Here is a 22,978-nt window from a genome sequence, read left to right on the forward strand (position 1 = left end):
CTTAACCCATTTGGGCCAAGTGGGACGTCAGGAGGTGGGAGTCGAGGAGGGCGACGTCGGCCGTGCGGTCGGCGCGGGCGTATCCGGCCAGCATCCGCTTGGTCAGCACCAGGGCCTCGCGCGAGCGCCGCAGCAGCGGTCTCGTCCATCTCTCGACGACCTGGTCCAGCTGGTCGAGGGGAGCTGTCTTGTGGAGGATGCCGAGTCGGTGGGCGGTGGCTGCGTCGAACGGGTCACTGGTGAGCATGAGTTCACGGATCCTCGCGACCCCGGCTTCGGAGATGAGGCGCCCCATGGCGCCTCCCCAGGCGGGCGGCAGGCCCACTCCAACCTCCGGCATGCGGAACCGGCAGGTGTCGGCGCCCGCCCGCAGATCGCAGTGCGCGGCGAGCGCGAGACCGGCGCCGAGGACACCGCCGTGCAGCCGTCCGATCGTGATGGCGTCGGTGTTCTCCAGGGCCTGGCACAGGCGGTGGGCCTTGTCGCCGATGCGCCGCAGGGTGACTCCCGTGGGATCCGCGGCGAGGGCGGCCGCGTACTCGCCGCGGTCGGCTCCCGTGCAGAAGTCCTCGCCCCGCGACGACAGGACGAGCACCCGGACGTCGGGCCCCAGGTTGTCGAGCAGGTCGGTGAGGGCGTCCACGACGGCGATGCTCAGGGTGTCGTCGCGCCGGGAGGGGTTGAGCTGCACGTGGAGCACGGATCCGTCCTGGTCGACGGATATGACGTCGTGCGCGGTCGTGACCGCTGGGTTCTTCATGCGAGGTCGACATCCAGGTTCAGCAGCCGCCTGAACGCCACTCGGGGCGCCCGGGTCGGGGGGCGCACGAGGGTGAGGCGGGGCAGGCGGCGGACGAGTTGACGGAGCAGCGTGTTGGCTTCCAGCCGGGCCAGTGGTGCGCCCAGGCAGTAGTGGATGCCTCCGCTGAAGGCGAGGTGCGCGGGCCTGCGGTGGGGGTCGAACTCCTCGGGGCGAGGGTGTTTGCGCGGGTCCCGGTGGGCCGCTCCCACCATGAGGTGGACCATCTCGTCCGTGCGGATCCGGACGCCGTTCAGGACGCAGTCCGCGGCGGACACCCGGCTGATGACGTGGGTGGGAGGGTCGTAGCGCAAGGTCTCCTCGACGAAGGCGGGCACCAGTTCGTCGGGGTCGGCGGTGACCAGGTCCCAGCGTTGCGGGTCCTCGACGAGCAGCAGTGTCGTCGTGGACAGCAGCGTGGAGGTGGTCTCCAGGGCCGCCAGCAGGACGAACAGGGCCAGGTAGTAGACCTGTTCGTCGGCCTTGTCCTGGTCGGGTTCGAGTAAGTCCCACGTCCTGATCCACTCCGACACGGGATCCTCGCGCAAGCGTGTACGACGGTCGCGTACCAGTTCGAGGAAATATTCACGCAGCTCGGCCATGGCCACGTCGGAGCGGACCAGCTGGCTGGCGGTGGGGAGCAGTTCCTGGGTGAAGACCTGTTCGTGGGTCAGGTCCCGGAGACGTGGCCAGTCGGCGGCCGGCAGGTCGAGCCAGCGGCCGACGGTGGCGATCGGGAGTTCCTCGCTGACCAGCGCCGCGAAGTCCGCCTCTCCGTCGCGCAGCCGGTCGACCAGCGCGTCGAGAAGTCGGTCGGTGTCCTCGGTGACGGTGCGGCTCAGCTGCTCGATGGTCCCGCGGTCGAAGGAGCCGGCCGCCCGGCGGACCCGGGTGTGGTCCGGGGGGTTGAGGGCGGGCAGCGTGCTGCTGATCTCACGGGCTGAGGGAGCGTTCCAGCGGGTACGGACTCCTTGCCGTTCCCGCCAGGGTTTGTCGGGCTCGAGCCAGGCACTGCTGCGCAGTATCTGGTCGCACAGTTCGTAGCCGGTCACGAGATAGCCGCCCCAGGGCGCGGGAATGACCGCGCCCTGACTGCGGAGTTCCTGATAGATGGGGAAGGGATTGTCCTGGCCTCGTTCCGTCCGCAGACGGGAGATGAGGGACACTGCGGCCCGGCGGTCGAACGACGGAGTCGTGACGCTTCCCACGATGACGGCCCCTTTCTGAGCACAGCCGCCATACGTACCCGCCAGATGATTGAAGCATCCAATAACACAGTGTTCTTAAAGCGTTACTTACGTCACTCGCCCCTGGTCCAGGCCAGGAAGCGGCTGAACAGGCCCTTGGCCGGGGCGGCGTGAGCCGGCCGGGAGGCGGTGGGTGCGGCGGGCGACGCCACCGGGCGGACGGCCTCCGTGGCCCTGGGAGCGACGGGAGCGGCCACCGGTGCCAGGGGCGGAGTGAACCGGATGGGCACCGTCACCAGCGAACGGCTCCACGGTCCTTCGCTCCACGCCAGCGACTTGAACGCGATGCGGGTCTCGACGTCGTGCAGCCGGTTGAGCAGGGCCTCCACGGCACTGATGACGATCATGACGGCCGGGTCCTTGGCCGGGCAGGCGTGCGGCCCGGCTCCGAACGCCAGATGCGCCTTGGAGCTGAGCTGCTCGCGGTGCACGGCCAGCTGGGGGTCGTTGTTGGCCGCCGCGAAGCTGATGAGAACCGGGTCACCGGCGCGCAGCGTCCTGCCGTCGACCTCGACGTCGTGGGTGGGGTAGTGGGCCGCGTAGTTGGCGATCGGCGGGTACTTCCACAGCGTCTGGGCGACCGCGTCCTCGACCGAGAGCCCTTCGGCCCAGTCCTCGCTGAGATACAGGGCGGTGGCGGTGCCGATGGCGGCCGACAGCGGCGCGGTGCCGCCGGAGAGCAGCGTGACGAGCTGGTGGAGCACTTCCTCGTCCGTGAGCTGAGCGGGGTGCACCATCAGACGCGTCGTCAGGTCCGCTCCGGGGCTGCGGCGCTTGAGCCCGATCAGCTCCATCAGAGCCCCGCCGAGCGTCTCGTCCGCACCGGGGGTGCCTTCGAAGATGCCGCTGATCCCCGCGATGACGCGGTCGCCGATCTCCGCCGGGCAGCCGAACAGCTCGCTGAAGACGAGCAGCGGCAGCGGACCGGCGTAGTCCGCCATCAGGTCCGCCTGCCCGCGGGCGCCGAAGCTGCTGATCAGATAGCCGGCCGACTGCTGCACCTGCCGGACCAGCTGGAGCTCGTCGACGGTGGCCAGACTCTCGGTGACGGCCTGGCGCAGCCGGGCGTGGCGCGCGCCGTCCGCGAAGAGCGCGTTGGGCCGGTAGCCCATCATGGGCAGGGCCGGGCTGTCCGCGGGGACCCGCCCCTCGTTGAGGGCGTTCCAGCGGCGGGAGTCCCGGACGAACGTCGTGGGGTCGTGCAGGATCTTCAGCGCCGTGTCGTAGCTGGTGACCAGCTCGACCTCGACCTCGGGCGCGATGTCCACGGGGGCGGTCGGGCCGAGCGAACGCAGGTACTCGTAGGTGCCCTCGATGTCGGAGCCGAACTGCGGGCCGTACAGCGCGACGTTGCCGTGCGCGGGGCAGCCGGGCGGTATCTCCGGGGCGGTGTCGGGGTGGTTCTGCATGCCGTGACTCCTAGACAAGGGTGGACATGAGGTGCTGCACGAGGGTGATGAGTGCCTGGGCTGACGACTGCTGGTCGCGCGCGTCGACGTCGACGACGGGGACCTCCGGAGGCAGATGCAGAGCCTCACGGATCTCGTCGCAGGCGTACATCGGCGTCCCGTCCTTGGTGTTGACGCCGATCGTCATGGGCAGGTCGAACTTCTCGACCAGGTCCAGCACCGGGAACGCCTCGTCAAGGCGGTCGGGGTCGACGAGGATCAGGGCGCCCAGAGCGCCTCTCGACAGCTCCTCCCACATCTCCTTGAAACGCTCCTGACCCGGCGTCCCGAAGAGATAGAGGACCAGCTGCTCGTTGAGGGTGAGCCGCCCGAAGTCCATGGCCACGGTGGTGGTGGTCTTGTCCGGCATGTTCGCGAGGTCGTCGTAGCCCTCGCTGGCCTCGGTGATCTCTTCCTCGGTCTGGAGCGGGACGATCTCGGAGAGGCTGCCGATGTACGTGGTCTTGCCGACCCCGAAGGGGCCCACGACAAGGACCTTGACGGCCGTGGTGACGGTTGGTTCCAGGTACATGTCACGCTCCGAGAGTCTTCTGCAAGCCGTCGACCACGGCTTGGAGCAGTGCGCGGTCGTGAGCCACGGCCCGCGGCATGGGAGGCCGCACGAAGACCAGCCCCACCTCGACCAGGTGCGCGATCAGAATGCGCACGATGCCCAGGGGGAGCTGTGTGCGCCCGGCCACTTCCGCCACGGACAGCAGTCCGTCGGAGACCAGGTCCATGACCCTGCGGGCCTCGGGGGTGAGCGTGCGCGCCGCGGCAGACGTGTCCTCCAGGGCGGTCACGAGCGCGGTGCGTGAGTACTCGTGGTCCGCGGGCAGGTCCCGGCCGTCGGCGATGACATGGAGAGGAACTAATTCGGACGTCAGTTCCAGCGCAGGTTCTTGATCGTCATGCATGGCCCACCGTCCCTGTCTGCGGTGCCGAGGCGGCGTTCAATGCGGGCACCGCGTCCGCCAGTCGCGAGACGAACGTCTCGATGTCGCAGTCGTGTTCGGCCGACGCCGCCAGGTAGGCGCCCTCGCCGGCCGCGATCAGGAAGACCCAGCCGTGCTCGAACTCCACGAGCGTCTGGCGCCACGTGTCCTGGAGGCCGCCGGCGAACTGTGCCGTGGCCCGGCTGTAGGCCACCAGGCCCGACATGGCGGCGGAGATGATGTCCGCCATGTCCTTGCCGATGCCCGAGGTCGTCCCTCTGGGCAGGCCGTCGGTACCGAGCAGCACGGCGTGGCGCGCTCCCCGCACCCCGGCGACCGCCTTGTCCAGTTCGGCGAGCACGAAGCCCTGACCGCCCGACGTCTCGTCCTCGGCCAGCTGGGCATCGACCGTCACAGCCCTCGCACCGGTGACCCGGGGTGCGGAGGTGAGCTGGTCGCCCAGCCGGGCGACGAGCCGTTGCATACGGAACGAGATCGCCCCCAGATCGACGTCGGGGGCGGCTGCGGCCGCCAGGTAGGCGCCCTTGCCCGCCTCGGTCACGAAGACCCAGCCGTCCTCGAACTCGACGAGGGTCTGGTTCCACTGCCAGTTCTGCACCGGGCCCGCGAACCGTGCCGTCGCCCGGCTGAGCGACTGCATGCCGGCCATGGCGGCGGAGATCGTCCTGACGCCGGCGCTCGTCAGGCCGTCGGTCGCGCCCTTGGATATGCCGTCCGCGGACAACACGACGGCATGCCGTGCGGCGGGGACGTTGGCCACGATGTCCTCGACCATCCACGACAGATCTGCGGTGGTCATCGGTCCTCAGACCCTTCGAATGACGAAGCCTCGTCTTCTCGGCCCAGGAGAGTGCCGCGCTGGAAGCCGGCGAGCCGGGAGCGGCTGGGGCTGACCTCGCGCACCGGCGACGAGTCGTCCCGACGGCCGGCGTCGGTGACACTCGCGATGGGCGTCTGGCGCTGGCCGCGCTTGGGGAGTCCGTGTGCGGTACGGCCGACGGGCTCGACGGCCTGCGGCTGCCGCGGCTGGCCCTCGTTGCGGCGGATGTTCACCGGAACGTCCTGGGCGGGCGGTGGTATCTCCTCCATGGTCCACAGCTCCTCGGGCAGACGCACCACGGCCCTGACACCGCCGTACCGGGAGACGCCGGTGACATCGACGCCGAAACCGTGCTGACGGGCGAGCAGACCGATCACGGGGAAGCCGAACTTGGGCTGGTTGCCGAGCCCGGAGAGCCGGGGCGGGGTCTCGCCCGACAGCAGTTCCATCGCGGCCTGCCGGTCCTCGTCGCTCATGCTGACGCCCGCGTCGTCGATCACGATGCACATGTTGCTCTGCACCCGCTGGAACGTGACGTCGATCGGCGCGTCGTTCTGCGAGAACGTCGCGGCGTTGTCCAGCAGCTCCGCAACCGTCAGAGCCACCGGCGCGACCGCCGTCGCCTTCAGTGCGACATTGCTGCCCTGCATGATGTCGACCCGCTGGAAGTTGCGGATCTGGCCCTGGGCGCTGCGCACCACGTCGTAGATGCTCGCCGGCTTCGTGCGGCGACCGAGCGGCCCGCCGCACAGGACCGCGATGCCTTCGGCCTTGCGTGCCATCTGCGCGTTCGCATGGCGGACTTCGAGCAGGTCCTTCAGAACGGGGTGGTTTCCGTACTCGCGCTGGAGCCGGTCCAGGAGGGTCGTCATCTCCGCGGCCAGGCTCTGGAGGAAGCGGGCCGAGCCCTTCAGAACGCCCTTGGTCCGGTCCTCCGCGACCTGCTCGGCCTCTCGGATGACGTCGGCCTGCTCCTGCTGGAACTGCACCAACTTGCTGTTGGCGGCCTCTACTTGACGCCGAGCGGCTTCTTGCGCCTGCGCCACCTCGGCCTCGGCCCGCCGCAGTTTCACCCCCAGGGCTCTGCTACGAAGAGTGAGCGCCACGACCGCGGCAACGGCCAGCGCCGCCACCGAAGCCAGGCACCATATGAGTGCCACTTGATTCATGGGAGCCTTTCCCGGCACGGTTGCAGACATCGACGGATCTATCGCGCGATGATCCACAGCGCATTCACCAGGAACAAACGGCTGCTGTCACGGCAAGGAAGCCAACCCCCATATGGCACCCGACCTGAGTGGATCAAGGTCGCGGACGCGGGAATGCTATCACCGCATTACTTCGCGCAGGAGGCCGCGGTAGGGCCGTCCGACGGCGTCAACGCGACCGCTACACAACGCTGTTGGAAGCAGCAGCACTCTTCTGCACCGGCCTTCCGAGGCCCCCGGCTCGACCTGGCAATACTCCGTCAGACGCGAACGAGCCATTCGCCTCGGCCTGTTCTGCTCACGAGCGTTGGTGACAGAGGGTCAAACTCACCCCGGCTCGGCGAGGGGACCGGGCGCGTGCCGGCCCCCTCGCCTTCACCAGGTCGACGGGAGGTCTCTACCGAACGACCGTGATCCGGTTCGCCGCCGGCGGGGCGATCGGGCTCGTCGCCGACGAGTTGGCCGTGAGGTAGTCCACCAGCGCGGCCAGGTCGTCGCCGCCGACGAGGTCGTTGGTGCCCTGGCCCAGAGTGGTGAAGCCGTCACCGCCGCCCGCGAGGAAGCTGTTGGTCGCGACCCGGTAGGTGGCCGCCGGGTCGATGGCCGTGCCGTCGAGCCTCACCGAGTCGACGACGATCCGGTCCGCGCCGGTCTTCGTCAGGTCGAGCGTGTAGGTGAGGTTGGCCGACGGCAGCAGGATCTTCGGGGACGCCGCGTTCGACCCGCTCACCTGCTCCTGGAGCACCTTGATCAGCTGCGCACCGGTGAAGTCCTGGAGGTTCACGGTGTTGGAGAACGGCTGCACGGTGAAGCCCTCGGCGTAGGTCACCACACCGTCGCCCTCGGTCCCCTTGGCCGCGTAGGTGAGGCCCGCGCGGACCCCGCCCGGGTTCATCAGCGCGAGGTCGGTCCCGGCGTCGAGCTTCCTGCCGTGGGCGAGTTGGGCGTCGGCGATGAGGTCACCCATGGGCGACTCGGTGCCGGTGCTGGGGACGTCGGCGGAGATGTACCCGATCGCGCGGTTGCCGATGGGCGCCGCGAGGGTGTTCCACCTGCCGATCAGCTCGGTCATGTCCGGCGCCTTGGGGACGGTCCGGGTGACCACGTGGTTCGCCGACTTCACGGCCGTACGGACGATGTCGCCGGTGAAGCGGTCGTACGTCAGCGTGGTGTCGGTGTAGAGACGGCCGAAGGAGGCCGCCGAGGTGACCATGCGGGGCTTGCCCGACGGGTCGGGGATCGTGCACACGTACGCGGCGTGGGTGTGGCCGGTGACCAGGGCGTCCACGGACGGCGAGATGTTCTTCGCGATGTCGACGATCGGGCCGGAGATGCCGTCGCCGGGGCCCGGGGAGTCGCAGTTGTAGTTGTAGGAGCCCGAGGCCGGCTGGCCGCCCTCGTGGATGAGGGCCACGATCGACTTCACGCCCTGCTTCTGGAGCACGCGGGCGTACTTGTTGATCGTCTCGACCTCGTCCTTGAACTTCAGGCCCTTGACGCCCTCGGCGGAGACGACACCCGGGGTGTCCTCCAGCGTGACGCCGATGAAGCCGATCTTGACGCCCTTCTTCTTCCACACCCAGTACGGCTTGAGGATCGGCTTGCCGGTCTTCTCGCCGAGCACGTTCGCCGCGAGGTAGGGGAAGTCGGCGCCCTCGAACTTCTTGTCGGTGTAGCAGCCGGCGGTGGGGTGACAGCCGCCGTTCTGAAGGCGGGCGAGCTCGACCGCGCCCTCGTCGAACTCGTGGTTGCCGACACTCGTCACGTCCAGGTCGAGCTTGTTGAGCGCCTCGATGGTCGGCTCGTCGTGGAACAGACCCGAGATGAGCGGCGAGGCGCCGACCATGTCACCACCGGCGGCGGTGACGGAGTACGCGTTCCCCTTGCGCGCCTCCCGCAGATGGGTGGCGAGGTACTCGACACCGCCGGCGTCGATGGTCTTCGTGGTCCCGTCCGCCTGGAGCTCGGTGACCCGGCCGGAGGAACCGGACGGCGGCTCCAGGTTGCCGTGCAGGTCGTTGAACGACAGCAGCTGGACGTCCTGGTACCGGCTGGGCAGCGGCTTGCCGTGCTTGTTGTCGTGCGCGCCGGCGGGCAGCGCGGCGGCGAGCGCGCCGACGGTGGCGAGACCGGCGGCCGCGGCCACGAGCCGGTACGTGCGTCTGCGGCGCGGTTGCTGCTGGGACTTGGCTGGCATACGCCCCCCTGAGTTCGGGATGTGAGAGTGCCCCCCGTCCGGCGCAGCCTAGGGTCAACGCGCGTAGCGCAACAGAGGTTTCGTGGTTACATCCTGGTTGCTTCTTTGCCGCCGCTTTGCCCGGACCTCCCCTTACCCTCGTAGCCATGACCAGCGACGACATCGCACGCTCCGGCACCGCCCGTTCCCTCGAGACCCTCTCGGCGCTCTCGCCGGACCAGACCGGGGCCGTCCTCGCGCTCCTCGCCGAGGCCGCGGAGGCCGACGGCCAGCAGGCGGTGTCCGAACAGGGCCGGTTGCAGCTGCGCGGCGGCGCCCGCGAGGGCGTCTCCCATCTGCTCCTGTACGTCGGCGACGAACTGGTCGGCTACGCCCAGCTGGAGGACACCGACCCGGTGGAGGCGCCGGCCGCGGAGCTGGTCGTCCACCCCGGGCACCGCGGCCACGGGCACGGCCGCGCGCTGGGCTCCGCCCTCCTGGCCGCCTCCGGCAAGCGGCTGCGGGTGTGGGCGCACGGCGGTCACAGCGCCGCCCGCCATCTCGCCCAGGTCCTCGGTCTGACCCTCTTCCGTGAGCTGCGGCAGATGCGGCGTCCGCTGGCCGGCCTGGAGCTGCCCGACCCGGTGCTGCCCGCCGACGTGACGGTCCGTACCTTCGTCCCCGGCGAGGACGACACCGACTGGCTCACGGTGAACGCGGCCGCGTTCGCCCACCACCCCGAGCAGGGCTCCCTGACCCAGCGCGACCTCGACGACCGCATGGCCGAGCCCTGGTTCGACCCGGCGGGCTTCTTCCTGGCCTTCCGCGGCGACGAACTGGTCGGCTTCCACTGGACGAAGGTCCACGCGGCCGAACAGCTCGGCGAGGTCTACGTCCTGGGCGTCCGCCCCGGCACCCAGGGCGGCGGCCTCGGCAAGGCCCTCACCACGATCGGCCTCCGCCACCTCGCCGCCCAGGGCCTGCCCACGGCGATGCTGTACGTCGACGCCGACAACAAGGCGGCGGTGTCGGTCTACGAACGTCTCGGCTTCACGACGTACGAGACGGACCTGATGTACCGCACGGAGACGTGAGCCTCCGATGCAGCTGAGCGAGCTGGTCGCGCTGGTTCTCGGCGATCTGTCGGCCGCCCCCGTGGGCCGGTACGGCACCGCCTGAGCCCGCGTCATCCCCGTGGGCCGGTACGGGCACCGTCTGCGCCCACGTCACCCCGGCTCCCGCCGACGCCGGTTCACGAGGCCGCGCGGAGCCTCCTCAGGCTGCGTACCGGCTCCGGTGCGCAGGCCACCGCCGTCACCAACGCGGCCGTCAGCACCACCGCCCACCGCACATGCGCCGCCGCCCACGCGGGGTCGCCGACCGGGACGAACAGGGCCCAGCGGGACGGGACCAGGGCGGGGGCGAGGAGGGCCAGGGTCAGCAGGCCCGCCGCCACCGACGCGCCCGGCTCGGGCTCCTCGGTGAAGCGGACGACCACGGACGCGGCGGCCAGGGCGAGGGCGGCCGTGGCCCCGGCCTCCAGAGTGACCGGGCCGACCGGGGGCCGGCTCTGCGCCGGTACGAGGAGCAGCGCGGCCGTCCACCACACCGCGGCGACCGGGGTCACCAGGGCGACACGCAGCCCGGTCCGGGCCCACCGCCGGGTCGGGACCGGGGTGGTGAGCCGGCGGGCCGGGTCGTCCAGGAGGAAGGCAAGCCCGAGGGCGAAGACCAGCGCGGCGGCCCGCAGCAGGTTGAGCCCGAGCCACTCGTCGGGCGTGCCGCCCAGCAGCCTAGGCAGCCAGACGACCAGCAGCCCCATGACCGCACCGACCCCGACCACCCGCCACGGCACCGTCCGCCCCACCGCCACGACCAGCCCCCGGTTCACCCCGGCCCGCGGTGCACCCACCTCGACCCCTCCGGCCATCTCGACCGCCGCGGTCCCCGGACCCACCCGCCCCCGCCGCCACGCCGGCCTGCGCCCCGCCACCAAGGCCGGCCCCCGGCTCACCCCGGACCGCAGCCGTCCCACCTCGACCCCTCCAGCCCCCTCGGCCACCGCGTCCCCCCGCCCCTCACTCCTCGGCACAGTCCTTCGCCCCCTCCGGCGCCTTGACGCCCAGCAGCTGTGCCACGCGGGTAGTCGTGACCCCGGGTGCCGTCAGGCCGGTCCAGTTCCGCTGCACGGCCGCCGTCACCTCGTTACGCGGGCGGTCCAGCAGTTCCCGTACGACCTCGGTCTGGGCGGCCGACATGGACAGCCCGTCGGTCGGGGCGAGCACGCTCGCCGAGCCGGTGACACTGTCGTCGATGCGGACGGCCGCGAGGTCGGTCAGCGGATGGGCCGACCCGCCCAGGACGAGCCACATGACGGTGACCACGCGCCCGTCGCACAGCTCACCGCCCTTCGACTCGGCCCCGGTGACCAGCACCGAGGCGACCCCGACCGCGAACTCGGGGACCCGGTTGCCGCCCCAGCGGGTGCCGACGGTCACCTGGCCGGGCTTGGTGAGCGCCGGGATCGCCGAGTCGCCGTCCAGCCCGTACCGCGCCTCGACCCGCTGCCGTACGAGAAGGGGCTGCCGGGCGGCCGTACCTCCGGCCAGAGACCGGACCCGGTCCACGACCCGCGCCCAGTCGTCCGCGCGGCCGGTCCACTCGGGGAAGGCGCAGTACGTCGAGCCGGCCCGCCGCACGCACGACTGGTCCCGCTGCGGGGCGACCGAGGCCCGCTCCCGCGCGGCCGCCAGCTCCGGTGACACACCCCCGGACTGGGCCACCGCCCCGATCAGCGTCAGCACCAGGGCGCCCGCCGCACCGGCCCGCAGGGGCCATGTGCGGCCCCCGCTCACCAGCACCGCGCCGAGCGCCACCAGCAGGATCAGCCCCGTCAGATACAGCGCGTGCCAGGCGGCCGGGCGGCCGAGGAGGTCCGACGGCAGGACGGTGGTGCCGCTCACCTCGTCCACGACCGGCGACAGCCAGCGCGACCACTCCGCGCCACCGGTGCTCGCGGAGACGAACACGCTCAGGACGACGAGACCGATCACCGCGACCGGCGCAGCGAACACGGTCGGCACCAGCCGGGCCAGCAGCACCCCGAGCGCCCCGCACAGCAGCACGTACAGCGGGCCCACGACCAGTTCGGCCGGCGAGCCGTGGCCCACCGCGCCGGGCCTGAGGGCCTGCCGGGTGAACTCGCCGAGCACGACCAGCGCGGTGACGGCGGCGAAGGGCAGCACCGACAGGACGTGGGCGACCGTCCGCCGCCACGGCTCCATGACCAGCACGTCGAACTGCCGGTCGGTGTCGCGTCGGCGGGAGCGCAGCGTGCACCGGTTGACGCACACGAACAGCGCGATCCCCAGCAGCGGGGGCCCTGTCTGGGTGTGCCGGTCGACGTCCTGGAGGGCGGGGTAGGAGTCCATGCCGTCCGCGGAGTGGAACAGGGTCCAGGCGGTCCAGCCGACGTACAGCAGCAGGGTCGCCGCCACCGGCAGGTACCACAGCAGGTCCCGCGCCTCGAAGCGGGCGAGCGCGACCACGGCCGCCCACGACGGCCGCGGCTCCGTCTCGTGCACGGCGGTCCCGGCCGCCGTCTCCGTCAGCACGCTCACGCCACCGCCTCCGAGCTCACGTCGTCCAGGGTCAGCAAGTAGCCGTCCTCCAGGGTCGGTTCGAGGAGCTCGGCGTCCGCGGGCGGGTCGCCGACGTTGCGGAAGGAGCCGGTGCCGGTGCGCCACCCCGCCTTCGCGCCCGGGGCGCGTTCCGTGCTGCTCCACACCCGGCCGGCCGCGCGGGCGGTCAGTTCGGCGGGGGTGCCCGCGAACAGGATGCGGCCGCGGGCCATGACCAGGACGCGGTGGCAGAGCATCGCCACGTCCTCGGTCTGGTGGGTGGACAGCAGAACCGTCCGGCCCTCTCCCGCCCCGGCGATCAACTCCCGGAACCGCATGCGCTGTTCGGGGTCGAGGCCGACGGTCGGCTCGTCGAGGACGAGGAAGCCCGGGTCCCCGACGAGCGCGGCGGCCAGTGCGACCCGCTGCCGCATCCCGCCGGACAGCTTCTTGATGCGCCTGCCGCGCACGTCCCCGAGGTCGACCTCCTCCAGCACCCGCCGCACCTCGCGGTGTCGGGCGGTGCGGCCGGTGAGTTCCTTGAGGATCGCCACGTAGTCGACGAACTCGAAGGCGCTGAAGTCCGGGTGCAGGCCCGGGGTCTGGGGCAGGTAGCCGAGCGAGCGGCGGACCTGATGCCGGCCGCGCGAGGTACCGGGGTCGTGGCCGAGGACGGTGAAGGAGCCCCGGTCGGCGGGCACGGCGGTGGCGAGCACCCGCAGCAGGGTGGTCTTTCCGGCGCCGTTGGGCCCGAGCAGCCCGGTCACGCCGGGCGTGAGCCGCAGCGACACGTCGTCGAGGGCACGGGTGCCGCCGTACCGGAGGCCGAGCCCCGAGGCGGTGACGGTGGTGGTCATACGGCGCTCCGGTGGCTGTCGGTCATGCGGTCCCCCATGCGGTCCCCCTGAGTGAAGGCGATCGTGTGATCGCCGTGGTCGAAGTCGGTCGTGCGGCGGCGGCCGCGGCGGGCCGCCGTCACTCCGCGCTCCCGTTGAACAGGTCGAAGCGGTCGCGGACCGCGAAGAGCAGCCCGGCGGCCAGCGCGGCGACGGCCGCGGCCACGCCCTGGCCGGCCGCCGTGAACGGCGCGAGCGAACCGGCGCCGCGCTCCTGTGCAGCCTGCGCGGCCAGCAGGACCGCGATCCAGGCGCCGCCGACCAGGGACGGCGCGAGGACCGGGCCGAGCCGCGGGGTGAGGGCGAGGCCGGTCGCGGTGAGCGCGAGCGCGGGCAGCAGCCAGGCGAGAGCGCGCAGGCCGTAGCCGGGCAGGGCGAGGGTGGCGAGCCCGTTGAGGCCGAGGCCCGCGGCCAGCACGGCGAGCGTGCGGATCATCAGCAGCCGGAAGCCGTGCAGGGGCGCGACGACCGCCATCTCGTACGTCGGGTCGAGCGCCGGGCCGTAGGACAGCGCGACACCGGCCAGGGGAAGCAACGGGGCGAGGGCGAGGAACAGGGTCGGTGAACCGGCCGTGTGCACCACGCCGACCGTGGCCAGCAGCAGGAACACCACGGCCGCCAGCCAGGAGCCGCGCAGCACCGGGGTGGCGGTCAGCAGCCGGGCGGTGTGGTCGGCGATCCCGGCCCGCACCAGCAGGGACTCGAACCACCCCGGCCGGGGTGCGTCCAGCTCGGCGTCCAGCCGCTCCCAGCCGGCATCCAGCGCGACCGGGTCGGTGACACCGGCCAGCAGCGCCCGGCACGCGGCGCAGGCGGCCAGGTGGGTGTCGGCGGACCAGAGCAGGGGGGCGGTCAACTCGCCCCGGACGTAGGCCCGTAGATCGTCCTCGGCCACATGCCAGGTCATGCCGCCACCTCCCTCGGGGATGTCGGGGGTACTCGTGCTCATGCCAGCTCCTCCCGCAACTGCTTGCGGGCCCGCATCGCCCGGGTCTTGACGGTGCCGGGCGGGATGCCCAGCAGGACGGCGGCCTCCCGGGTGGTCAGACCGTCGATGACCGTGGCCTGGAGGACCGCCCGCAGCTCCGGGGAGAGCCGGACGAGGGCGCCCGCGAGGTCTCCGTGCTCCACCCCCGCGAGCACGCGTTCCTCCGCGGACTCCTCGTCGCGGTGCCGGATCCGGGACAGGGCCTGCCGGAGCCGCCCCCGCGCCCCGTCGCCGCGCAGCGCGTCGATGAGCCGGCGCGAGCCGATCCGCCACAGCCAGCCGGCCACATCGCCCTCCTCGCGATATCTGGCGGTCCCCCGCCAGACCGCGAGGAAGGTCTCCTGCACGACGTCGTCCACCAGGCCCGGATCGGCGCACCGGCCGCGCAGCCTGGCCAGCAGCCAGGGCGCGTACCGCCGGTACAGCTCTTCGAAGGCGCGCCGGTCCGCGTCCGCGGCGATGGCCCGCAGCAGCTCCCCGTCGCTTCTCGTCTCCCTCACGCCCCTTCATCGGACGACCCCCGCCGACCGGTTCACGCGGCGACGGGAAATCCTCGCTTGACTTTCCCGGACCCCTTGGACCACCCTTTCACTACTCAATTAGTGAAAGGGTGGTTGTCCGCGTGGTCGAGTACCGCATCGACCGGCGCTCCGGCGTCGCCACCTACGTGCAGATCGTCCAGCAGACCAAGCAGGCCCTGCGGCTGGGCCTCCTGGAACCCGGCGACCGGCTGCCCACGGCCCGAGAGGTCGTGGAGGCCACCGCCATCAACCCGAACACCGTGCTCAAGGCGTACCGCGAACTGGAGCGCGAAGGCCTCGTCGAGGCCCGCCGCGGCCTCGGCACCTTCGTCCGCGCCACGCTCGGCACCGGCGCCCAGGCCGCCGACACCCCCCTCCGTGCCGAACTCGGCGCATGGGCCGCGCGCGCCCGGTCGGCGGGCCTGGGGCGCGAGGACGTCGACGCGTTCTTCACCGCCGTACTCGACGAACACTTCCCGAAGGGGGACCAGTGAGTTCCACCAGCACCGCCCCGGCCGTCGCCCTGGAGGCGTCCGGCCTGGGCAAGCGGTACGGCAGACGGGGCGCCGCCCTCGAGGACTGCTCCTTCCGGCTGCCCGCGGGCCGCATCAGCGCACTGGTCGGACCCAACGGCGCCGGGAAGTCCACCCTGCTCGCGATAGCCGCCGGTCTGCTGCGGCCCACCTCCGGCACGCTCACCGTGCTCGGCGGGGCACCCGGCGAGCACCGCGACCGGGTCGCCCACCTCGCCCAGAACAAGCCGCTCTACCCGCAGCTGACCATCGCCGAGACCCTGAGCATGGGCGCCGAGCTGAACCCGGCCCGCTGGGACGCCGCCTGCGCCGCCCGGATCGTCGAGCAGGGCGGACTGGACCCGAAGTCCCGGATCCGCTCGCTCTCCGGCGGCCAGCGCACCCGCGTCGCCCTCGCCCTCGCGCTCGGCAAGCGACCCGAGCTGATGCTCCTGGACGAGCCGATGGCCGACCTCGACCCGCTCGCCCGGCACGAACTGATGGGCACCCTGATGGCGGACGCCGCCGAACACGGCACCACCGTGCTGATGTCCTCGCACATCGTCGCCGAGCTCGCCGACGCCTGTGACCACCTGCTGCTCCTGGGCGGCGGCCGGGTCCGGCTCGGCGGCGGTATCGACGACCTGCTCACCGCCCACACCGTGGTCACCGGCCGCGGCACCCCGGAGGATCTGACCCGGCGCGGGCACACCGTGATCGAGTCCCGCACGGCCGGCCGCGGCCTGAGCGCCCTGGTCCGCCGGGACGGGCCGGTCGACGAGGGCTGGGCTACCGAGGAACCCTCCCTGGAGGAACTGGTCCTCGCCCACCTGCGCGCCCCCGCAGCCCCCGCACTGCTCACCCCGAGCACGACCCCGACCCCGCAGGCGGTGACCGCGTGAGCGCCCCGACCCTCGCCACGGCCCCCACGCCCGCAGCAGCCCGGGGCGGCCGACCCGGCGGCCTGGTCCGCACCGTCCTGCGCCTGCACCGCGGCGCGCTGGCGATCTGGCTCGCCTTCGTGGCCGGCACCGCGGGGCTCCTGCTCTGGCTCCTCGGCCCCGGCGCCGACACCGCACAACGCGCGCTCGACACCTACGGCTACTCCGGGCTCATCATGGCCATGGGTTCGGCGGACGAGTACAGCAGCCGGTTCTACTACGCCGACACCCTGCTCACCCTGGGCTCCTTCGCCGTCGCCCTGTTCGCCGGCGGCCCGCTGATCGCCCGGGAACTCGAGAGCGGCACCGCCCAGCTGGCCTGGACCCAGTCGGTCTCCCCGGTCCGCTGGCTCGCGGTGAAGCTCGCCGTGCCGGCCGCCTTCATCGTCCTGGGGACGGGCCTGCTCACCCTCCTCTACCACCAGCTGTGGACCGCCCACAGCAACCTCCTGATCGCCGGCATCCAGCCCCGCGCCCTCTACTTCTCCCTCGGCCCGGCCACCGTCGCCGCCCCGCTGCTCGGGCTCGCCCTCGGCGCACTGATCGGCCTCGCGGTCCGCCGCACCCTGCCCGCGCTCGCCTTCAGCGGGTTCGCGTACTTCCTCGTCTACGCCTTCCGCGGCAACCACTGGCCGTTCCAGGGCCGCTACCAAGCGCCCGAGCTGCACTCCCGCAGCCGGGCGATCACCGCCACCGGCGCCCGCGTCGCCGACCCGGACTGCTACGACGACAAGGCCTGCCTCGCGCAGCACCACGTGGTCGGCTTCTCCCGCGCCTACCTGCCGTCCTCCGACTACTGGCCCCGCCAGCTCCTGGAGACCGGCGTCCTGCTCGCCCTCACCGCCGTGGCCGTCGCCCTCGCGTTCGGCCTCCTGCGCAGACGGGCGGCGACGGGATGAGCGCGCCGGCCCTGACCCGGACCGTGCTGCGGCTGCACCGCACGGCACTGATCGTGTGGACGGTGTTCGTGCTCGGCTCGGTGGGCTACCTGGTGTGGCTGACCGAGGTCGGCGCCGACTCCGCGTACGCGACCCTGGACGCCTGTCCCAGAGGCGAGGCCTGCGGGCTCGGGGCCGCGTACACCTACAGCACGGGGATGGGCTGGATCAGCACTGTCATGTACTACAGCTATTGGGCCGTGGCCGCCTGGGCGGGCGGGGCGCTGATCGGCCGCGAGCTGGAGAGCGGCACCGCCCGGCTCGCCTGGACCCAGGGCGTCACCCCGAGGCGCTGGCTCACCGCCAAGCTCGCCCTGCCCGCGGCGGCGCTCGTCGTCGGCGGCGCGGTCTTCGTCCCCGTCTACCGCTGGGCCTGGTCGGCACACCGGGACCTGATGGGCGACAGCCTCGCCTTCAACGACGTGTTCGCCGACCACGGCCCCCTGGTGGTGGCGTACGGCCTGTGCGCCCTGACCGTAGGCGCCCTCACCGGCCTCCTGCTGGGCCGCCCTCTCCCTGCTCTGGCCCTGTCGGTGGCTGTGACGACCGTTCTCAACCGCACCCTGGAACACCACCGGCCGACCCCGTTGCCCCCCACCGCCTTCTGGCCCGCCCACCTCACGGAAACAGCCCTGGTCCTCACGGCCGCAGCCCTGGCGACGACGGCCACCTACTGGCAACTACGCCGCATGACGGCCGCACCCTGACGAGCGGAGCCCCTCCGCGGTCGCGCCCCGATATCCCTACCGCCATGTCTCTGTAACCGTCGGTTCAGACAGGCTTGCGAGGCTCAGTGGATGAAGCCCGTCGTGCCAGAGCCTTCGCCGCCGCCCGAGGGGGTCCGGAGGAACGGGGGCGTTCCGGTCGGGACCCAGGTCGCCGCCGTGCTCCCGCTCGCCGCCTCCGACGCGCCCGTTTCGCGCTCGGCGCGGAAGAATGGGTCCATGAGCCAGTCGAACGCCCAGGCAGAGGTCCAGCACGTGCAGCCCTCCGTGGGCTCCATAGCCGCGCACCGCCCGCACACCGTGTCGGCCACCGTCTCCGATCTGGAGCCCGACCTCGACGCCGATCTCGACGCGTACGAGGAGATCCCGGTCGACGGTGCCGCCCAGCTCCCGCAGGGTCGTTTCCTCGACCGGGAACGAAGCTGGCTCGCGTTCAACGAACGCGTCCTGGAACTCGCCGAGGACCCCAACACCCCCCTGCTGGAACGCGCGAACTTCCTCGCCATCTTCGCCAGCAACCTCGACGAGTTCTTCATGGTCCGGGTGGCCGGACTGAAGCGCCGTATCGCCACCGGCGTCGCCACCCGCTCCGCCTCCGGCCTCCAGCCGCGCGAGGTCCTGGAGATGATCTGGGCCCGCTCCCGCGAGCTGATGGCCCGGCACGCCGCCTGCTACCACGAGGACGTCGCCCCCGCACTCGCGGAGGAGGGCATCCACCTGGTCCGCTGGAACGAACTCCAGGAGAAGGAGCAGGCCCGCCTCTTCACCCTGTTCCGGCACCAGATCTTCCCGGTCCTGACCCCCCTCGCCGTCGACCCCGCGCACCCCTTCCCGTACATCTCCGGCCTCTCCCTGAATCTGGCCGTGATCGTGCGCAACCCGGTCAACGGCAACCGCCACTTCGCCCGGGTCAAGGTCCCCCCGCTGCTGTCCCGCTTCCTGGAGTCCTCCCCCGGCCGCTACGTCCCCATCGAGGACGTCATCGCCGCCCACCTGGAGGAGCTGTTCCCGGGCATGGAGGTCCTGGAGCACCACACCTTCCGGGTCACCCGCAACGAGGACCTGGAGGTCGAGGAGGACGACGCCGAGAACCTCCTCCAGGCCCTGGAGAAGGAGCTCATGCGGCGCCGCTTCGGGCCGCCGGTGCGCCTGGAGGTCGAGGAGTCCATCGACCGCGAGGTCCTGGACCTCCTCGTGCGCGAGCTGAAGATCTCCGAGGCGGAGGTCTACCCGCTGCCCGGCCCCCTCGACCTCACCGGCCTCTTCCGCATCGCGGGCCTCGACCGCCCCGAGCTGAAGTACCGCAAGTTCATCGCCGGCGTCCACCGCGACCTGGCCGAGGTCGAGTCCGCGTCCGCGCCGGACATCTTCGCCGCCCTGCGCACCCGTGACGTGCTGCTGCACCACCCCTACGACAGCTTCTCGACGTCCGTCCAGGCCTTCCTCCAGCAGGCCGCCGACGACCCGGACGTCCTCGCCATCAAGCAGACCCTGTACCGCACCTCCGGCGACTCCCCCATCGTCGACGCCCTCATCGACGCCGCCGAGGCCGGCAAGCAGGTCCTCGTCCTGGTCGAGATCAAGGCCCGCTTCGACGAGCACGCCAACATCAAGTGGGCGCGCAAGCTGGAGGAGGCGGGCTGCCATGTCGTCTACGGCCTGGTCGGCCTGAAGACCCACTGCAAGCTGTCCCTGGTGGTCCGTCAGGAAGGCGACACGCTACGGCGGTACAGCCATGTCGGCACCGGCAACTACCACCCGAAGACGGCCCGGCTCTACGAGGACCTCGGCCTGCTCACCGCCGACCCGCAGGTCGGCGCGGACCTCTCCGACCTCTTCAACCGGCTGTCCGGCTACTCCCGCCGCGAGACCTACCGCCGCCTCCTGGTGGCCCCCAAGTCCCTTCGCGACGGCCTCATCGCCCGTGTGAACAAGGAAGTCCAGCACCACCGCGCAGGACGCCCGGCCTTCATCCGCATCAAGGTCAACTCGATGGTGGACGAGGCGCTCATCGACTCGCTCTACCGTGCCTCGCAGGCCGGCGTGCCGGTCGACGTCTGGGTGCGCGGCATCTGCGCGATCCGCCCCGGCGTCGCGGGCATGTCGGAGAACATCCGGGTCCGCTCGATCCTGGGCCGGTTCCTGGAGCACTCCCGGGTCTTCGCCTTCGGCAACGGCGGCGAGCCCGAGGTGTGGATCGGCAGCGCCGACATGATGCACCGCAACCTCGACCGCCGGATAGAGGCCCTGGTCCGGGTCACCGACCCGGCCCACCGGGCCGCCCTCAACCGGCTGTTGGAGACCGGGATGTCGGACACCACCGCGTCCTGGCACCTCGGCCCGGACGGCGAGTGGACCCGGCACGCGACCGATGCGGACGGCCAACCCCTGCGCAACGTCCAGGAGATGCTCATAGACGCCCGGAGGCGCCGGCGTGGCACAGCAACACCTTGAACCGACCGGCCCGATGACCGGGCCCGTCGGAACCGTGACCGGGGACGCCCTCGCGGGTTATCTGCGGTCCCAGGCCACGGAGTTCCTCCGAGCGCTCCGCCAGCACCGCGAGTCCGGCGGTGCGGCGGCGGGCGCGGAGGACCCCGCGGACGCGGCCCGGGCCCTGCGCCGCTCGGTCCGCCGCATCAGCGCCAGCCTCCACACCTTCCGCCCACTCCTGGACGCCGACTGGTCGGAGTCCCTGCGCCCCGAACTGGCCTGGCTGTCCGGGACGCTGGGCATGGAGCACGCCTACGAGTCCCGGCTGGAACGGCTGTTGCTGGCCCTGCACCGCCTGTCGGGCGCGGTGTTCCCCGCCCAGGGCGTCGGCCCCACGGCCCGTACGGCCCAGGGCGTGGGCACCACGACCCGCCCCACCCCCGGCGCCGACCCCAGCCCCGCCCCCGCCCCCGACCGCGGCAACCTGACCGTCGGCGCGGCGAAGGCGGGCGCCCTGCTGGACCGCCAGCTCACCCTGGCCCGCACCCGCGCCCACTCCACCGCCCTCCAGGCCCTCGGCTCCTCCCGCTTCCACGCGGTCGCCGACACCATCGCCTTACTGGCCAGCGAGGTCCCCCTGGTCACGACCGCCACCGGCACCGACCTGCACCCCCTGGCCGCGGCGGCCCAGGAACGCCTGGAGGACGCGGCGACCGCCCTGCCCCTGGTCACCGCGGGCCACCCCTACAACGCCGAGGCCCTCATCCACGGCCTCTCCCCCGACCCCTCCCCGCACCCCCAGGACGCCCCCTGGCACCAGGTCCGTCTGCTGCTGCGCCTGCACCGCTACGCCCGCGAGGTCCTGTCCCCCGCGGTGGACGTACGGCTCCTGACGGCGGGCCAGTGCCTGGACCGGCACCGGGACGCCTCGGAGGCGGCGGCAGCCGCGGCCTCGGCGGCCCGCACTCCCCGTATCGCCCCGGCCACCGCCTACGCCCTCGGCGTCCTGCACGCCGACCAGCGCCACGAGGTGGAGGCGGCCCGGTTCGCATTCCAGCAGTGCTGGCAGAAAGAGGCGGTGAGCACATGACCCCACCCCCGGACACCGACACCCCCGACACTCCCGACACTCCCGACGCCCCCGTCGTCCAGGCGGCCGGCTGCGTCCTGTGGCGCCGCTCCCCGCTCGACGGCGACCTCGAGATCTGCCTGGTCCACCGACCGAAGTACGACGACTGGTCGCACCCCAAAGGCAAGTTGAAGCCCCACGAGAACGCCCTCGCCGGTGCCCTGCGCGAGGTCGAGGAGGAGACCGGCTACACCGCCGAGCCCGGGACCGAGCTCCCCACCGTCCGCTACATGGCCAACGGCCGCCCCAAGCGGGTGCGTTACTGGGCGGCCGAGGCGACCGGGGGCGGCTTCACCCCCAACGACGAGGTGGACCGCATCCTGTGGCTGTCCCCCACCGCGGCCCGCAGCCGACTCACGCAGTACCGCGACCGCACCCTGATCGACGAACTGCTGCCGCTCTAGCCTTCGCGGCGCCGGACGGGGAGAACGCCGGCCGCGGACGGGGCGGTGCCGCCTCGGACACCGTCGGAGGCAGTGCCGCCTCAGACGCCGTCGGTGTGCCGCTCCGCGTCCGTCCGGGCCTGGCTGCGGGCTCTGCGGGCCGGTCCGCGCCAGCCGCAGGTGCACCGGGCCAGACAGAAGCGGCCCTGTTCGACCATCTGTGTCCGGTGGGCCGGTACGTCGGGGGGAGGTGGGGGGATCCTGTCCTGCTGCGCCACACCGACAACGTTACCCACCCCGGGTAAACGGCAGGTGTGCGCGTGACGGGCCCACCCAGCCGTCGTTAAGCGAAGCGACACGGGTCCTTGACGGACGTATCGGCTGGGGGTAGCGGCGATGGCGGAGCGGCAGCACAGGCGGGCCCGCGAGGCGGTCGTCGCGGCGGTGCTCATGGCCGGCGCCTGCGCCGCCGGCTGCTCGGGCGCCGGCTCCGGCCCGGACGACGCGGCCGCGGCCGACCCGGTGGGAACCCTGCGCCGGGCCCCCGACACCCTGATGGACACCGGCAGTTCGAAGGCCAGCACCTCGATGGAGATGGCCACCGGCGGCACCCGGGTCACCATCCGCGGCGAGGGCGTGTACGACTACCGCGGGCGGCTCGGCCGGCTCAGGGTGCTGCTGCCGCAGGACCCGGCCGGCACCAGCGAGCACCAGCCGATCACCGAACTCCTCGCCCCCGGAGCCCTGTTCATGAAGAACCGGGGTGCCGGGGTGCCCGCCGACAAGTGGGTGCGGGTGGACACCGCCGGACTCTCCGACGGCAACCTCGTCACCGGCGGGGCCACCGACCCGCTGGCCGCCGCCGAGGTGCTGCGCGGGACCAGGACGGCGACGTACGTCGGGACGACCGAGCTGGCCGGGACCGAGGTGCGGCACTACCGGGGGACCGCGGACCTCACCGCCGCCGCGAAGGGCGCCTCCCGGGCCAACAGGGCCGTCCTGGCCGCGGCGGCGAAAGGGTTCGCCACGGCCGCGGTGCCCTTCGACGTCTACCTCGACGACCAGGGCCGTATCCGCAAGGTCCGGCACCGCTTCAGCTTCGTCAACGGACAGCGGCCGGGCACCGTCGCGGTCGCCTCGACGACTCTGCTGTACGACTTCGGGGTGACCGCGGACGTACGGCTGCCGGCCGCGAGGGACATCTTCGCGGGCAAGATCGCCGATGGATGAGCGGTCGT

23 protein-coding genes are annotated in these 22,978 nt (G+C 72.2%); 9 read left to right on the forward strand and 14 right to left on the reverse strand.

Annotated elements, in window-relative coordinates; translation table 11 throughout:
* Position 1: 1 nt before the first annotated feature.
* The 8 genes from IF54_RS0114020 to IF54_RS0114055 all read right to left on the reverse strand — a co-directional run bounded on the left by IF54_RS0114020 (position 2) and on the right by IF54_RS0114055 (position 8,675).
* Positions 2 to 760 carry an enoyl-CoA hydratase/isomerase family protein gene (locus tag IF54_RS0114020; RefSeq protein ID WP_030318200.1) on the reverse strand — a complete coding sequence of 253 codons (759 nt, stop codon included), beginning with the start codon at positions 758 to 760 and terminating at the stop codon, positions 2 to 4.
* A complete protein-coding gene (locus IF54_RS0114025; protein ID WP_030318203.1) occupies positions 757 to 2,007 on the reverse strand; it encodes a cytochrome P450 in 1,251 nt (416 codons plus the stop codon). Before IF54_RS0114025 ends, IF54_RS0114020 begins: the two co-directional genes overlap by 4 nt.
* Before the next feature lie 92 nt (positions 2,008 to 2,099).
* The gene (locus IF54_RS0114030; protein ID WP_030318205.1) at positions 2,100 to 3,455 is read right to left on the reverse strand and encodes a cytochrome P450; all 1,356 of its coding nucleotides are present in this window, start codon (positions 3,453 to 3,455) and stop codon (positions 2,100 to 2,102) included.
* A 10-nt stretch (positions 3,456 to 3,465) separates the two neighbouring features.
* Positions 3,466 to 4,026, reverse strand: coding sequence for a GTP-binding protein (locus tag IF54_RS0114035; protein WP_030318207.1), 561 nt, complete (start codon positions 4,024 to 4,026; stop codon positions 3,466 to 3,468).
* Between the two features lies 1 nt (position 4,027).
* On the reverse strand, positions 4,028 to 4,411 hold the full coding sequence (locus IF54_RS0114040) for a DUF742 domain-containing protein (RefSeq protein ID WP_030318209.1): 384 nt from the start codon (positions 4,409 to 4,411) through the stop codon (positions 4,028 to 4,030).
* Positions 4,404 to 5,249: a roadblock/LC7 domain-containing protein gene (locus tag IF54_RS0114045; RefSeq protein WP_234438981.1), complete on the reverse strand. Its 846-nt coding sequence runs from the start codon at positions 5,247 to 5,249 to the stop codon at positions 4,404 to 4,406. The genes IF54_RS0114040 and IF54_RS0114045 overlap by 8 nt, the downstream gene beginning before the upstream one ends.
* Positions 5,246 to 6,439, reverse strand: coding sequence for an ATP-binding protein (locus tag IF54_RS0114050; protein ID WP_051735430.1), 1,194 nt, complete (start codon positions 6,437 to 6,439; stop codon positions 5,246 to 5,248). The genes IF54_RS0114045 and IF54_RS0114050 overlap by 4 nt, the downstream gene beginning before the upstream one ends.
* A gap of 436 nt (positions 6,440 to 6,875) precedes the next feature.
* A complete protein-coding gene (locus tag IF54_RS0114055) occupies positions 6,876 to 8,675 on the reverse strand; it encodes a bifunctional metallophosphatase/5'-nucleotidase (RefSeq protein WP_030318216.1) in 1,800 nt (599 codons plus the stop codon).
* Positions 8,676 to 8,821: 146 nt separating this feature from the next.
* On the opposite strand from IF54_RS0114055, the gene mshD reads away from it, so the two are divergent.
* Positions 8,822 to 9,748 carry a mycothiol synthase gene (gene mshD / locus IF54_RS0114060; protein ID WP_030318219.1) on the forward strand — a complete coding sequence of 309 codons (927 nt, stop codon included), beginning with the start codon at positions 8,822 to 8,824 and terminating at the stop codon, positions 9,746 to 9,748.
* A gap of 158 nt (positions 9,749 to 9,906) precedes the next feature.
* Here the strand turns inward: mshD and IF54_RS0114065 are convergent, their stop codons facing one another.
* The 5 genes from IF54_RS0114065 to IF54_RS0114090 form a co-directional block, all read right to left on the reverse strand.
* Positions 9,907 to 10,584 carry a hypothetical protein gene (locus tag IF54_RS0114065; protein ID WP_051735439.1) on the reverse strand — a complete coding sequence of 226 codons (678 nt, stop codon included), beginning with the start codon at positions 10,582 to 10,584 and terminating at the stop codon, positions 9,907 to 9,909.
* 148 nt (positions 10,585 to 10,732) lie between these two features.
* A complete protein-coding gene (locus tag IF54_RS0114070) occupies positions 10,733 to 12,274 on the reverse strand; it encodes a hypothetical protein (protein WP_030318223.1) in 1,542 nt (513 codons plus the stop codon).
* A complete protein-coding gene (locus tag IF54_RS0114075) occupies positions 12,271 to 13,131 on the reverse strand; it encodes an ABC transporter ATP-binding protein (protein WP_030318225.1) in 861 nt (286 codons plus the stop codon). Before IF54_RS0114075 ends, IF54_RS0114070 begins: the two co-directional genes overlap by 4 nt.
* A gap of 118 nt (positions 13,132 to 13,249) precedes the next feature.
* On the reverse strand, positions 13,250 to 14,077 hold the full coding sequence (locus IF54_RS0114085; protein WP_030318227.1) for a membrane protein: 828 nt from the start codon (positions 14,075 to 14,077) through the stop codon (positions 13,250 to 13,252).
* Positions 14,078 to 14,115: 38 nt separating this feature from the next.
* Positions 14,116 to 14,658: an RNA polymerase sigma factor gene (locus tag IF54_RS0114090; protein WP_030318230.1), complete on the reverse strand. Its 543-nt coding sequence runs from the start codon at positions 14,656 to 14,658 to the stop codon at positions 14,116 to 14,118.
* 122 nt (positions 14,659 to 14,780) lie between these two features.
* Here IF54_RS0114090 and IF54_RS0114095 point away from each other — a divergent pair, with 122 nt between their 5' ends.
* The 7 genes from IF54_RS0114095 to IF54_RS0114130 all read left to right on the forward strand — a co-directional run bounded on the left by IF54_RS0114095 (position 14,781) and on the right by IF54_RS0114130 (position 21,761).
* Positions 14,781 to 15,173 carry a GntR family transcriptional regulator gene (locus IF54_RS0114095; RefSeq protein ID WP_030318231.1) on the forward strand — a complete coding sequence of 131 codons (393 nt, stop codon included), beginning with the start codon at positions 14,781 to 14,783 and terminating at the stop codon, positions 15,171 to 15,173.
* Entirely contained in the window at positions 15,170 to 16,093 is a 924-nt protein-coding gene (locus tag IF54_RS0114100; protein WP_030318232.1) for an ABC transporter ATP-binding protein, read from the forward strand. Before IF54_RS0114095 ends, IF54_RS0114100 begins: the two co-directional genes overlap by 4 nt.
* Positions 16,090 to 17,031 (forward strand): hypothetical protein, encoded by a 942-nt coding sequence (locus IF54_RS0114105; protein ID WP_030318233.1) that lies wholly within the window; start codon positions 16,090 to 16,092, stop codon positions 17,029 to 17,031. Before IF54_RS0114100 ends, IF54_RS0114105 begins: the two co-directional genes overlap by 4 nt.
* The gene (locus IF54_RS0114110; RefSeq protein WP_037819946.1) at positions 17,028 to 17,777 is read left to right on the forward strand and encodes a hypothetical protein; all 750 of its coding nucleotides are present in this window, start codon (positions 17,028 to 17,030) and stop codon (positions 17,775 to 17,777) included. Before IF54_RS0114105 ends, IF54_RS0114110 begins: the two co-directional genes overlap by 4 nt.
* A gap of 237 nt (positions 17,778 to 18,014) precedes the next feature.
* Positions 18,015 to 20,249, forward strand: coding sequence for an RNA degradosome polyphosphate kinase (locus IF54_RS0114120; protein ID WP_030318235.1), 2,235 nt, complete (start codon positions 18,015 to 18,017; stop codon positions 20,247 to 20,249).
* On the forward strand, positions 20,230 to 21,318 hold the full coding sequence (locus tag IF54_RS0114125) for a CHAD domain-containing protein (RefSeq protein WP_030318237.1): 1,089 nt from the start codon (positions 20,230 to 20,232) through the stop codon (positions 21,316 to 21,318). Before IF54_RS0114120 ends, IF54_RS0114125 begins: the two co-directional genes overlap by 20 nt.
* Entirely contained in the window at positions 21,315 to 21,761 is a 447-nt protein-coding gene (locus IF54_RS0114130) for an NUDIX hydrolase (protein WP_030318239.1), read from the forward strand. The genes IF54_RS0114125 and IF54_RS0114130 overlap by 4 nt, the downstream gene beginning before the upstream one ends.
* A gap of 80 nt (positions 21,762 to 21,841) precedes the next feature.
* Here the strand turns inward: IF54_RS0114130 and IF54_RS40510 are convergent, their stop codons facing one another.
* Positions 21,842 to 22,018 (reverse strand): hypothetical protein, encoded by a 177-nt coding sequence (locus IF54_RS40510; RefSeq protein ID WP_199821212.1) that lies wholly within the window; start codon positions 22,016 to 22,018, stop codon positions 21,842 to 21,844.
* Positions 22,019 to 22,136: 118 nt separating this feature from the next.
* Here IF54_RS40510 and IF54_RS0114140 point away from each other — a divergent pair, with 118 nt between their 5' ends.
* Positions 22,137 to 22,970 (forward strand): hypothetical protein, encoded by an 834-nt coding sequence (locus tag IF54_RS0114140; protein WP_030318241.1) that lies wholly within the window; start codon positions 22,137 to 22,139, stop codon positions 22,968 to 22,970.
* Positions 22,971 to 22,978 lie beyond the last annotated feature (8 nt).

Source organism: Streptomyces sp. NRRL B-3229, from assembly GCF_000719505.1.
Taxonomy (GTDB): domain Bacteria; phylum Actinomycetota; class Actinomycetes; order Streptomycetales; family Streptomycetaceae; genus Streptomyces; species Streptomyces griseorubiginosus.